The organism is Virgibacillus indicus (assembly GCF_002266285.1).
In the GTDB taxonomy this organism is placed as follows: domain Bacteria; phylum Bacillota; class Bacilli; order Bacillales; family Amphibacillaceae; genus Virgibacillus_K; species Virgibacillus_K indicus.
The window spans coordinates 723,327-736,144 of sequence record NZ_NPMS01000001.1 but is presented as its reverse complement, the minus strand read 5'-3'; the positions used below and the strand labels follow the sequence as shown (position 1 = coordinate 736,144).

The 12,818-nt window shown below is 38.6% G+C and carries 11 protein-coding genes; all 11 read left to right on the top strand.

From position 1 onward, the window contains the following. The first annotated feature begins 24 nt into the window (after positions 1-24). The 11 genes from asd (at position 25) to CIL03_RS03700 (ending at position 12,734) form a co-directional block, all read left to right on the top strand. Complete coding sequence (gene asd / locus CIL03_RS03750; protein WP_094883867.1) at positions 25-1,071, top strand: aspartate-semialdehyde dehydrogenase; 1,047 nt, start codon at positions 25-27, stop codon at positions 1,069-1,071. A 21-nt stretch (positions 1,072-1,092) separates the two neighbouring features. After that, positions 1,093-2,343 (top strand): aspartate kinase, encoded by a 1,251-nt coding sequence (dapG, locus tag CIL03_RS03745; RefSeq protein ID WP_094883866.1) that lies wholly within the window; start codon positions 1,093-1,095, stop codon positions 2,341-2,343. A 72-nt stretch (positions 2,344-2,415) separates the two neighbouring features. Then, a complete protein-coding gene (gene dapA / locus CIL03_RS03740) occupies positions 2,416-3,282 on the top strand; it encodes a 4-hydroxy-tetrahydrodipicolinate synthase (protein ID WP_094883865.1) in 867 nt (288 codons plus the stop codon). Positions 3,283-3,468: 186 nt separating this feature from the next. After that, positions 3,469-4,203, top strand: a complete 735-nt coding sequence (locus CIL03_RS03735; protein ID WP_094883864.1) for a ClpP family protease — start codon at positions 3,469-3,471, stop codon at positions 4,201-4,203. Continuing rightward, a complete protein-coding gene (locus tag CIL03_RS03730; RefSeq protein WP_094883863.1) occupies positions 4,200-4,406 on the top strand; it encodes a YlzJ-like family protein in 207 nt (68 codons plus the stop codon). Before CIL03_RS03735 ends, CIL03_RS03730 begins: the two co-directional genes overlap by 4 nt. A gap of 155 nt (positions 4,407-4,561) precedes the next feature. Beyond that, positions 4,562-6,826: a DNA translocase FtsK gene (locus CIL03_RS03725; RefSeq protein ID WP_094883862.1), complete on the top strand. Its 2,265-nt coding sequence runs from the start codon at positions 4,562-4,564 to the stop codon at positions 6,824-6,826. 233 nt (positions 6,827-7,059) lie between these two features. Beyond that, positions 7,060-7,785: a GntR family transcriptional regulator gene (locus tag CIL03_RS03720; RefSeq protein WP_094883861.1), complete on the top strand. Its 726-nt coding sequence runs from the start codon at positions 7,060-7,062 to the stop codon at positions 7,783-7,785. Between the two features lie 120 nt (positions 7,786-7,905). Next, entirely contained in the window at positions 7,906-9,018 is a 1,113-nt protein-coding gene (locus CIL03_RS03715; RefSeq protein ID WP_240507987.1) for a BMP family lipoprotein, read from the top strand. A gap of 187 nt (positions 9,019-9,205) precedes the next feature. Continuing rightward, a complete protein-coding gene (locus CIL03_RS03710) occupies positions 9,206-10,744 on the top strand; it encodes an ABC transporter ATP-binding protein (RefSeq protein WP_094883860.1) in 1,539 nt (512 codons plus the stop codon). After that, entirely contained in the window at positions 10,731-11,780 is a 1,050-nt protein-coding gene (locus CIL03_RS03705; RefSeq protein WP_094883859.1) for an ABC transporter permease, read from the top strand. Before CIL03_RS03710 ends, CIL03_RS03705 begins: the two co-directional genes overlap by 14 nt. Continuing rightward, complete coding sequence (locus CIL03_RS03700) at positions 11,781-12,734, top strand: ABC transporter permease (RefSeq protein WP_094883858.1); 954 nt, start codon at positions 11,781-11,783, stop codon at positions 12,732-12,734. It begins immediately after the preceding gene. Positions 12,735-12,818: the final 84 nt, after the last annotated feature.

Here is a 12,818-nt window from a genome sequence, read left to right as displayed (position 1 = left end):
CTAATAGGAAGGGAGCAGTCAGAAATGACAGAGAATAAACTATACAATGTAGCTATCGTTGGAGCAACAGGTGCTGTTGGGCAGAAGATCCTGACAATTTTAGAAGATAAGGATTTTCCTTTAAATGAGTTAAAGCTTTTATCATCTAAAAGATCTGCAGGGAAAAAAGTGTCTTTTAAAAATAAAGAATTACTAGTAGAAGAGGCTGTTCCAGAGAGTTTCAAAGGTGTAGATATTGCCTTGTTTTCAGCTGGTGGCTCAGTGTCTAAGCAGTTGGCACCTGAAGCAGTAAAGCATGGAGCAGTTGTTATTGACAATACAAGTGCCTACCGTATGGCCGAAAATGTGCCGCTTGTGGTACCTGAGGTTAATAAGGAAGATATATCAAATCATCAGGGGATTATTGCAAATCCAAACTGTTCGACCATTCAAATGGTTGCAGCTCTTAAACCATTACAGGATGCGTTTGGGATAAACCGGGTAATTGTTTCAACATATCAGGCAGTATCCGGTGCAGGCGCACAGGCTAATCAGGAATTAGAGAAACAAGCACAACAGTTTTTAGATGGGGAAGATCTGACAGCAGAATTATTACCTGTAAAAGGTGATGAAAAGCATTACCCGATTGCATTTAATGCTTTGCCTCAAATTGACGTATTCCAAGACAATGGCTATACGTTTGAAGAAATGAAGATGATTAATGAAACAAAGAAAATCATGCATGCACCAGAGCTGTCAGTTGCTGCAACATGTGTACGTTTGCCTTTCTTTACCTCACATGCTGAAAGTATCTATGTGGAAGTGGATAAAGAAGGAGTAAAAGTTGCTGATTTGTGGGAAGCGTTGGAATCAGCTGAAGGAGTGGTACTTGAAGATGATCCAGCCAGCCAGACTTATCCAACTCCATTAAGTGCAGCAAATAAAGAAAGTGTTTTTGTAGGCCGCGTCAGAAAAGATTTAGATAATGATAAAGGATTCCATATGTGGGTAGTATCAGATAATCTAATGAAAGGTGCTGCCTTGAACACGGTGCAAATTGCCGAAAGTCTTATTAAAAATAACTGGCTATAATGTAACGTAAGAGGTGTTACAATGCAGATATTAGTTCAAAAATTCGGAGGAACTTCTGTTCAGTCCGAGGAAAGCAGATTGCATGTTATTAAACATATTAAAGATGCTTTAATTAAAGGGTATAAACTTGTTGTTGTAGTATCTGCATTGGGGAGGAAATCAGATCCATATGCAACAGATACATTACTTGATCTGGTTAACTTCCCTGATACGAATAATTCAAAACGTGAGCTTGATATGCTGATGTCTTGTGGTGAGGTAATTTCTGCAGTTGTTTTATCAAATGAACTGCAGAAACACCACGTATCGGCAACTGCATTATCTGGCGCAAATGCAGGTATTCTTACAACAGATGATTTTAATCACGCAAAAATTAAGAAAGTGAATAAGAACCGGATTGTAAATGAGCTGAAAAAAAATGATGTTGTTATTGTCGCGGGATTTCAGGGACAGACAGCAGGTGGCGAAATTACGACAATAGGACGGGGAGGCAGTGATACGACTGCTGCAGCTCTTGGATCTGCTCTTTATGCTGAACGCATTGAAATATTTACGGATGTGAGTGGAATTATGACCGCAGATCCCAAGGTTGTAAAGAGTGCTCGTCCATTACATGTTGTTACGTATACTGAAATCTGCAATTTAGCATACCAAGGTGCAAAAGTAGTTCATCCACGTGCCGTTGAAATTGCAATGCAGGCTAAAATTCCTCTCCAAGTCAGATCTACCCATTCCAGCGAGAAAGGTACACTGATTACTTCATCCAACATCCCGGAACAGGAAATAGATATTCCTGATCGTCTAATTACAGGCATTGCTCATATTGTTTCAATTACCCAAATAATTGTTCCTACAAAGGAAGAGGAATATCATCTTCAATCGAATGTATTCAAAGCTATGGCTGAATCTGGAATTTCTGTTGACTTCATTCATATCTCCCCAACAGGAGTTACGTATACCATTCCAAAATCATCTACAAAAAAAGCTGTAAACATATTAAAATCATTAGGGTTTCAACCAGAAATCACAGAAAATTGCGCAAAGGTTTCTGCAGTGGGTGCGGGAATGACTGGAGTTCCCGGTGTAGCATCAAGGATTGTAAAAGCATTAACTGATGCCAATGTACAGATACTACAATCAGCAGATAGCTATACAACAATCTGGGTGCTTATCCATGAAGAAGATCTGGTTTTAGCAGTGAATGCATTGCATGAAGAATTTGATTTAAGCAAAACCAGAAAGCAGTCAAATATCGGAATTTTGTCATCATAGGGATATAATGGTGTCTGTTCAAAAAATGTTTAGTCGTTTTTTTGAACAGACCGAAAAAGAAAGGTGAAGAAAATGGATTTTGGCAGTGTTTTAACTGCAATGGTGACTCCATTTGATAAGAATGGTCAAGTTGACTTTGAACAGACATCCATCTTAATTGAATATTTGCTTAAAAAGGGAACAGATGGTCTTGTGATTGCGGGAACAACTGGAGAATCACCAACTTTATCAGCAGAAGAAAAAATTATTCTTTTTAAACATGTTGTAAAGATTGTTAACAAAAGAGTACCCGTTATTGCCGGTACCGGCAGCAACAATACGCGAGCTTCCATTGAATTAACCAGAGAAGCGGAAAAAAGCGGTGTTGATGCGGTCATGCTTGTTGTTCCATATTATAATAAACCGAATCAAGAGGGAATGTATGAACATTTTTCCACAATAGCCAGGGAAACATCACTGCCGGTGATGCTATATAATATTCCAGGTCGTTCAGCGGTTAAGCTGAGTGCGGAAACAATAATAAACTTGAGCAGGATTGATAACATTGTCTCTTTAAAAGAGGCCAGTGGTGATTTGGATTTAGCAGCAGAAGTTATTGAAAATACCGATGATGCCTTCAGTGTTTACAGCGGAGATGATGGGCTTACACTGCCTTTGCTTTCAATCGGAGCTCAAGGTATTGTTTCCGTAGCTTCCCATATCATTGGAGATAAGATGCAAGAAATGGTCACATTATATAAACAGGGAAATATAAAAAAGGCGGCCCAAGCACATCGTAAGCTATTACCGATAATGAATGGGCTTTTTCGCTCACCTTCCCCTGTACCGGTAAAAACTGCATTACAGCTGAAGGGGATAGAAACTGGAGGTGTACGACTGCCGCTGGTAAAACTGTCGAAAGCAGAACTGGAAGAATTGAAAAAAATACTAATACAATAAAAACCGGTATTTAGCCGGTTTTTTTACATGTAACTCATCATTTATGCTCATACTACTTGTAGATTGATTATTTTATACTGATAGGAAATTAAATCATTTTGAAAATCAGTATAAGTACAACTAAGGCTTTCGCTATTAAGTTCTTAGCGATAAGCCAAGTTTACTAATGATGAGGGGTGTTCGTAAGTGAATAAAGATACAGAAAAAAAAGAAGAAGAAAACCAGGGACAGCAGCAGAATTCATCTGCACTGGTTCAAAAGATTCAGCAATTGGGACAATCTAATGTACCACAGGCTCCTGACTCAAATATTCATGTACTAACGATTATTGGACAGGTGGAAGGACATGTTCAACTGCCTCCGCAAAATAAAACGACTAAATATGAACATCTGCTGCCACAGCTGATTGCAATTGAACAGAATCCGAAAATTGAGGGTTTAATCATATTGCTAAATACAGTCGGAGGGGATGTGGAAGCAGGACTGGCTCTTGCTGAAATGATTTCCTCGATTTCAAAGCCAACTGTCTCTGTTGTGTTGGGGGGAGGCCATTCGATTGGTGTGCCAATAGCTGTAGCAACGAGTCATTCATTCATTGTTCCAACAGCAACAATGACCATACATCCAGTTCGGCTGACAGGTCTGGTGATTGGTGTACCGCAAACCTTTGAATATCTTGATAAAATGCAGGACAGGGTCATTAATTTTGTAGTTAATCATTCCAACATTAAAGAAGAAAAGTTCAAAGATCTTATGTTTGCCAAAGGTAATTTAACAAGGGATATTGGGACAAATGTAGTCGGGACAGATGCAGTTGATTATGGGTTAATTGATGGAGTTGGCGGTATAAAGGAAGCAATGCAAAAATTGAATGAGTTAATCAGCCAAAATCAAAAATCGGAAAACCAGGTGATACAATGATCTTATATACTCCTTTAGCTCAATCGGATATATTTCCACAGGCGTCAGATGATTTTTCAAACAGACAATGTATTTCTGTGGAGGGCAAGTCTTTTTATGTAGAACAACAGTCGGACGGTTCTTATATGCTGCTCCAGCTGCTTTCAACAGACCCGGCGGATTACATGAATGAAAAGTATACACCAGGAAGCATTATTCAGTAACTTTATTTGGTGTTAACAGGAAGAAAAATTTCCATTCTGAATGAAATACTAATTTATGGTATAATTTAGTATAACTATCGAACGAATGCCCTTGCCACTTTTTTGGCAGGGGTTTACTGTTCAACTATACCAGCCTTTCAAATAGAGGTGAGAAAATGGCAAAGAAGAGAAAAAGAAAGAAAAGCAAACTTAAAAAAAAGCTAAAACTTGAATTATTGGGACTGTTGTTTATTTTTCTTGCAATTTTTGGAAGTGGAGCCAGTGCAATCAGTGATGGTGCAATCCCAGGGGGTCTTGAGCATATATTTCGCTTCTTTTTAGGCATCTGGTATTTTGTTGCATCTATATTTTTGCTGATCACTGGAGTTATATTAGTAGCTAAACGGAGGTACCCTGACTTTTCCAATAAAAAGATTGTAGGATTTTATATTCTATTTTCCGGGATATTGCTGCTGACACATATTCAAACATTTGAAAGCCTGGTAGTAAATTCGGGGAATGTATCCATTATAGGGACAACCTGGGATAACTTCTTTGCTTTTATTGAAGGTGAAGGATCAGCAGTCCAAATCGGCGGAGGTATGGCCGGGGCATTATTATTTACTTTTTGTAATTATTTGTTCTCATTGGCAGGCGCGAAGATAGTAGCAGTATTTACGATAATAATTGGTTTTATTTTCATGACAGAACTATCATTAGGAGATATTTTTTCTAGGATATGGAAGAAAACAGCTGCAATTCTAAAAAACTATCGAAAAAAATGGAAGACTTCCAGGGTTGAGAAACGCAGATTAAAAGAGGAAAACGCTGCAGAAACAGATTTAATTCGGGAAGAAGATACTGTTGTGGATGAGCCTTTAATACAGGACTTTACGGACATTGCATATGCTAATCCTGAACAGCAAAATGAAAAGGTTCCTGAAAAGGCAGAGCCGGAAGAAGATAAGCAGATGGACGTACATTTAGAAAACATGCCGATGACAGAGGTGGAGAATCATGAGTATGAACTTCCATCCCCTGATTTACTGGCCGAGCCTGCACATAACTCCCAGCAGCAAGAAAAATCCCAGATACAGGCAACAGTCAGAAAGCTGGAGCGTACTTTTAACAGTTTCGGTGTAAAGGCAAAAATAACAAAAGTGCATGTAGGACCTGCTGTTACCAAATATGAAGTTTATCCGGAAGCTGGTGTGAAAGTAAGCAAAATTGTCAGCTTGCATGATGATCTGGCTCTTGCACTTGCAGCGAAGGATATTCGGATTGAGGCACCGATTCCTGGAAAATCTGCGGTCGGCATTGAAGTGCCAAATAAGGAAATTGCCATGGTGTCACTCCGTGAAGTACTTGACAGCACGATGAACAAACAAACATCCAAGCTGTTATTTGCTCTAGGCCGTGATATATCCGGTGATGCTGTAATGGCAGAATTAAATAAAATGCCACACCTTTTAATTGCCGGCGCGACAGGCAGTGGTAAAAGTGTTTGTGTAAATGGAATCATTACAACTATTCTAATGCGCACAAAACCACATGAAGTTAAGATGATGATGATTGATCCGAAAAAAGTAGAGTTAAATGTATATAATGGAATCCCGCATTTGCTTGCACCTGTAGTAACAGATCCAAAAAAAGCTTCCCGAGCCCTGCAGAAAGTTGTCTCAGAGATGGAAAGAAGATATGAATTATTTTCAGATACCGGGACTCGTAATATTGAAGGATATAATGAACATATTCGTAAATATAATCAGACTTCAGAAGATAAGCAGCCAAATCTGCCGTATATCGTTGTATTGGTAGATGAATTGGCAGATTTGATGATGGTTGCATCTAATGATGTGGAAGACGCTATTACAAGGCTTGCACAAATGGCGCGGGCTGCCGGTATTCACTTAATTATAGCGACCCAGCGTCCTTCTGTAGATGTTATAACAGGTGTTATTAAGGCTAATATTCCTTCAAGGATAGCATTTAGTGTTTCTTCACAAACAGATTCACGCACCATTCTGGACTCAGGTGGTGCTGAGAAACTGCTGGGAAGGGGAGATATGCTTTTCCTTCCGGTTGGTTCATCAAAACCTCATCGTGTACAAGGTGCTTTCCTTTCTGATGATGAAGTAGAGAGAATTGTTGACCACTGTATTGATCAGCAAAAAGCATCCTATCAGGAAGAAATGATTCCGGAAGACACAAATGAAGTTACTGAGGAAGTAGATGATGAATTATATGATGACGCTGTACAGCTGATAACTGAAATGCAAAGCGCCAGTGTTTCGATGCTTCAGAGAAGGTTCAGAATTGGCTATACACGTGCAGCCAGGTTGATAGATGCTATGGAAGACAGAGGAATAGTTGGACCGTATGAAGGAAGTAAACCAAGAACTGTTTTAATATCACAGGCTACGGAAGAGCGGTCATCATAGGGATTATAATCGAAAAGAGCAAGTTCAATATTATTTTGGACTTGTTTTTTTCTGGTTAAATGTGTACTGATAATCTCACAAACTAGTAAAAAAAATAGTGAGAAATTTGTCCTATTTCTATTTATTTATTATGTTATTAATGGTATAGTAATTACGGACAAAATAGTCATACGTCAGAGGTCGGATCTCTTAAAAATTAATTTTAATAGATTATCAGTAAAAGGGGGTTCTGTATGTCGATTAAATCTGATTCTAGACATTTATATTTACAAGTAATAGATGAAATAAAGCGGGATATTGAAAGCGGTAAATATAAAGAAAAGGAAAAATTGCCATCCGAATTTCAATTGTCCAGATTATTGGGTGTGTCACGTGCTACATTGAGAGAAGCTTTAAGGATATTGGAAGAAGAAAACGTAGTATCACGAAAGCATGGTGTAGGAACTTTTGTTAATCCCAAGCCGATCTACTCATCTGGGATAGAACAGTTAAACAGTGTTACCTATATGATCGAACAATCTGGGAAAAAGGCCGGTTCACAATATTTAACAACGGAATTCCAGGAGCCGACAGAAGAAGAGAGAAATAAATTTTTACCAGAAAAAATTGAGATACTGGCGAAAATTGAACGGGTTCGAACAGCTGATAATAAACCTGTTGTATTTTGCATCGATAAGGTGCCTGAGAAATTAATACCTCTGGAAAGAGTTCATACGGAAGACTCTTTATTTAAGCTGATGGAAGAATATGCTGGAAAGCACATTGCATATGCCGTTACATACATCGAACCAATTGGTTATCATGAACGCATTTATAATATTTTGGAATGTGATCCAGAACAGTCTTTATTACTATTAAAGCAAATGCATTATACAGAAGATGACGAACCTGTACTATATTCTTCTAATTACTTTCGTTCGGATGTATTCAGTTTTCATGTTCTCAGAAAGCGTATGTAAGGGCATTCATGTAATATATGCTGAACATCCATTTTTAGGAGGTGATTGTCAACACAGATACCGCATATCAGATTTCAGAAGTATACTATTTTAAAATCATCCAAAATGGGGGTATTTAGATTGAGGAAAAATAAGTTTATTTTATTGTTTGCATTACTCTTGAGTCTTGGTTTGATTCTGGCAGCCTGTGGAGGCGGCGGATCTGAAAGTGAAAGTGAAAGTGAAGCCAGCGGTAATGAAGGGGATAGTGAAGAATCATCAACAGATTTCTCTGCAGCAATGGTAACAGATATTGGTGGTGTTGATGATAAATCGTTTAACCAATCATCATGGGAAGGACTGAAGGCTTGGGGAGAAGAGCATGGTCTTTCTAAAGGGAATGGAATAGATTATGCACAATCCAATGATAAAGCTGATTATATTCCAAACTTAAACCGTTTAATTCGTGATGAATATGATTTAATCTTTGGTATTGGTTTTGAATTGAAAGAAGACCTGCAAAAGGTTGCAGATCAATATCCTGATACTTATTTTGCATTAGTTGATGATACGATTGAAGCGGATAATGGTGTGAGTATTACATTTAAAGAACATCAAGGTTCATTTTTGGTTGGTGTAGCTGCAGCCCTTAAAACAAACACAAACAAATTAGGCTTTGTTGGCGGAATCGATTCACCATTAATAAATAAATTTGAATCTGGATTTATTGCAGGAGCTAAATCTGTAAATCCTGATATTGAAATTGAAGTAGAGTATGCAGAATCATTTGGTGATGCTGCTAAAGGAAAAATTATTGCTTCTAATATGTACAATAACGATATTGATATAATTTACCATGCATCTGGCGGAACAGGAAATGGTGTATTTAACGAAGCGAAAGACCTTAAACAAAATGATCCTGACCGTGAAATCTGGGTAATTGGTGTTGACCGTGATCAGCATGAAGAAGGACAAATCGGTGACCATAATGTAACGTTAACTTCCATGGTTAAACGTGTTGACGTTGCTGTACAGGATGTTTCTAACCAAACGATGAATGGTGAATTTCCTAGTGGTGAAGTATTGGAATTCGGATTGGAAGAAGAAGCTATAAGTTTTGCTACGACAAATGAAGAAGCAATGACGGATGATATTGTCAGCGAAGTAGAAGAATGGCAAGAAAAAATTGCTAGCGGGGAAGTAGAAGTTCCTCAAACCCGTGAAGAAACGGAAGCATTTGTAGACGGACTATAAAATGAATCTTCATTTAGCGGGATAAAAATAATAAGGAAAGGCTGATTATTTCAGCCTTTCCTGCATTAAATTTCCGTTGTTAAAATTTTCAAATGAAGTGGACAATTACATGATTGTCCTTTTCATTTGGCAATTTGCAAAAACTATTAATTAAAAAGTCATATGGTATCTAAAGGGGTGAGCTATAGTGGAATACGTTATAGAAATGCTGAATATACGAAAGGAATTTCCGGGAATCGTTGCAAATGACGATATTACAGTTCAACTGAAAAAAGGAGAAATACATGCATTATTAGGTGAAAATGGTGCAGGTAAATCAACGTTGATGAACGTGCTGTTTGGTTTATATCAGCCTGAAAAAGGTGAGATTCGTGTTAAAGGGAAAAAAGTTAGTATTACAAACCCGAATATAGCTAATGATCTTGGAATTGGCATGGTCCATCAGCATTTTATGCTTGTAGAACCATTTACAGTTACGCAAAATATTATTCTAGGCAATGAACCTACCAAAAAAGGGAAAATCGATATAAAAAAAGCAGAAAAGGAAGTACAGGAGATATCCGATAAATATGGTCTGAAGGTAGACGCTTCTGCGAAGATAAGTGATATTTCTGTCGGGATGCAGCAGCGTGTCGAGATATTAAAAACGCTTTATCGCGGAGCAGATGTATTAATATTCGATGAGCCGACTGCTGTATTGACACCACAGGAGATTCACGAGCTTATTGAAATAATGCAATCACTGATTGCTGAAGGAAAATCGATTATATTAATTACACATAAATTAAAAGAAATTATGCAGGTTTGTGACCGCTGTACAGTAATCCGGAAAGGAAAAGGAATTGGGACGGTTGATGTAGCCGATACAAGTGTTTCCAAGCTTGCATCATTAATGGTTGGCAGAGATGTTGTTTTTAAAACTGAAAAGAAACCTGCAGAACCTAAAGAAACTGTGTTTAAAATTGAAAACCTTGTTGTTAAAGATTCTAGAAAGGTAAGTATGGTAAAAGGACTGGATCTTGAGATCCGTGCCGGTGAAATTGTCGGAATAGCTGGTGTTGATGGAAACGGTCAGTCTGAATTGGTTGAGGCTATTACCGGTCTCAGAAAAAGTGAATCCGGTTCCATTACCTTAAAAAACAAAAACATTAAAAATTTGTCACCAAGGAAAGTTACCGAAAGTGGCATAGGACATATACCACAGGACCGGCATAAGTATGGTTTGGTACTGGATTATCCGGTTGGGGCAAACATTGTTTTGCAGACATATTATAAAAAGCCATATTCAAAAGCTTCAATCCTTGATTATAAAGAAATATACAAAAAAGCGAAGGAAATAATTGAGGAATATGATGTGCGTACACCAAGCGAATTCACAAAAGCGAGAGCTCTTTCAGGTGGAAACCAGCAAAAGGCAATAATTGGGCGTGAACTTGATCGTTCACCTGAATTATTAATTGCAGCACAGCCGACGCGAGGACTTGATGTAGGGGCGATCGAATTTATCCATAAAAGATTGATTGAAGAGCGGGATAAAGGACGGGCTGTATTACTTGTTTCCTTTGAATTGGATGAAATACTTGATGTCAGTGACAGAATTGCAGTTATGTTTGATGGTAAAATTGTTTCCACAATGAAACCTGAAGAAACAAATGAACATGAGCTTGGCCTCCTTATGGCAGGAAGCAAGGCTAGTGGGGCAGGTGAATCACATGACAAAGAGTAATAAATTATTTACCATTTTAATACCGATTATTTCTGTTTTGCTTGGGCTGATCGCCGGAGCGATTATTATGCTCATCTCCGGTTATAATCCAATACTTGGCTATACAGCTTTGTGGAATGGCGCTTTCGGTGATGCATTTACAATGGGAGAGACAGTCAGAAGAATCACTCCATTGCTTCTTACAGGTCTGGCTGTAGCCTTCGCTTTTCGTACAGGATTATTTAATATTGGTGCAGAAGGTCAGGTTATCGTTGGCTGGCTTGCCGCAGTATGGGTTGGACTGGCTATCGATGCACCAATGATTATTCACCTTCCGCTTGCCATTTTGGCATCATTGGCAGCAGGAGCTCTTTGGGGTTTTATACCAGGTCTTTTAAAAGCTAAGCTCGGTGTACATGAGGTAATTGTAACAATTATGATGAACTATATTGCATTATATTCTGTAAATGAAATTATCCGGAATGTATTGACAGAGCAGGAAACGACAACTGATGCAATTTCTCCATCAGCTTCGTTGGCTTCCGAATGGCTGCAGGGTTTGACTTACTTTTCCAGGATGCATTATGGTATCCTAATTGCCTTATTTGCTGCAGTTACCATGTGGTTCATAATTCAGCGGACAACGATAGGATATGAATTAAAAGCTGTTGGATTTAACCAGCATGCTTCCAAATATGCCGGAATGAATGTAAGTAAAAATATTATATTATCCATGGTGATCTCCGGTGCATTTGCAGGATTGGCTGGGGCTATGGAAGGTCTTGGCACATATGGCACAATTTCTATCATGTCCGGTTTTACGAATCTTGGGTTTGATGGTATTGCTGTAGCACTGCTTGGTGCAAATAATGCTTTTGGGGTTATACTGGCAGCTATTTTGTTTGGTGTTTTAAAAGAAGGTGCCGGCCAGATGCCAACAGGTGCAGGTGTACCTACGGAATTAGTAGATATTATTATTGCACTTATTATTTTCTTTGTAGCTTCCAGTTATATCATTCGCTGGATATTACTTCGCTTCAAAAAGGAGGGGAAATAAATGATTGATATATTGCAATCACTTATTCCAACAGTTTTATTCTTTTCTGCACCTCTGATATTCACAGCTTTGGGCGGAGTATTCAGTGAACGTTCCGGTGTGGTAAACATCGGTCTGGAGGGTTTAATGGTAATGGGGGCTTTTGTAGGTATTGTGTTTAACCTGACATTTGCTGACGTTTTTGGATCGTGGACACCTTGGATTTCCATTCTTGTTGCATCTGTTATTGGTGCTATATTTTCCATTATCCACGCAGTGGCCTCTGTATCATTTAATGCCAACCAGGTAGTTAGTGGTGTAGCTATTAATATGCTTGCATTAGGTATAGGAGTTTATTTGACAAAACAATGGTATGACAAAGGGCAGACAGATATGGTAACAGAACCATTTTTCAGAACCGACATTCCATTGCTGTCCGAAATCCCGCTGATCGGACCAATGTTCTTCCAGGGGATTTATACCACATCATATGTTGCGATCCTGTTCGCATTCATTGCATGGTATGTTCTGTACAAAACACCGTTTGGCTTAAGACTGCGGGCTGTTGGAGAGCATCCGATGGCTGCAGATACAAATGGCATCAATGTTTATAAAATGCGTTATATTGCTGTTATTCTTTCTGGTGCATTAGGTGGTCTGGGCGGATCTGTATTCGCACTAACCATCGTTTCGAACTTCTCTCATTCAACCATTGTTGGACAAGGGTTTATGGCACTAGCTGCTGTTATCTTTGGAAAATGGCATCCACTGGGTGCTATGGGAGCAGCATTGTTTTTTGGATTTGCTCAAAGTTTAAGTGTAATTGGAGGCAATATTCCACTTCTTGAAAGTGTGCCGCAGGTTTTCTTGCTTATTGCACCATATGTTTTAACAATACTTGCATTAGCAGGATTTATCGGCCGTGCAGATGCACCAAGAGCAAATGGAGAGCCGTATATAAAGGGAAGCAGATAATTAATACGAAACTGGCTTGTTATGTATTCATAGCAAGTCAGTTTTTTTTGCCGTATAATGGATGACAACTGGTAAATATGTGCA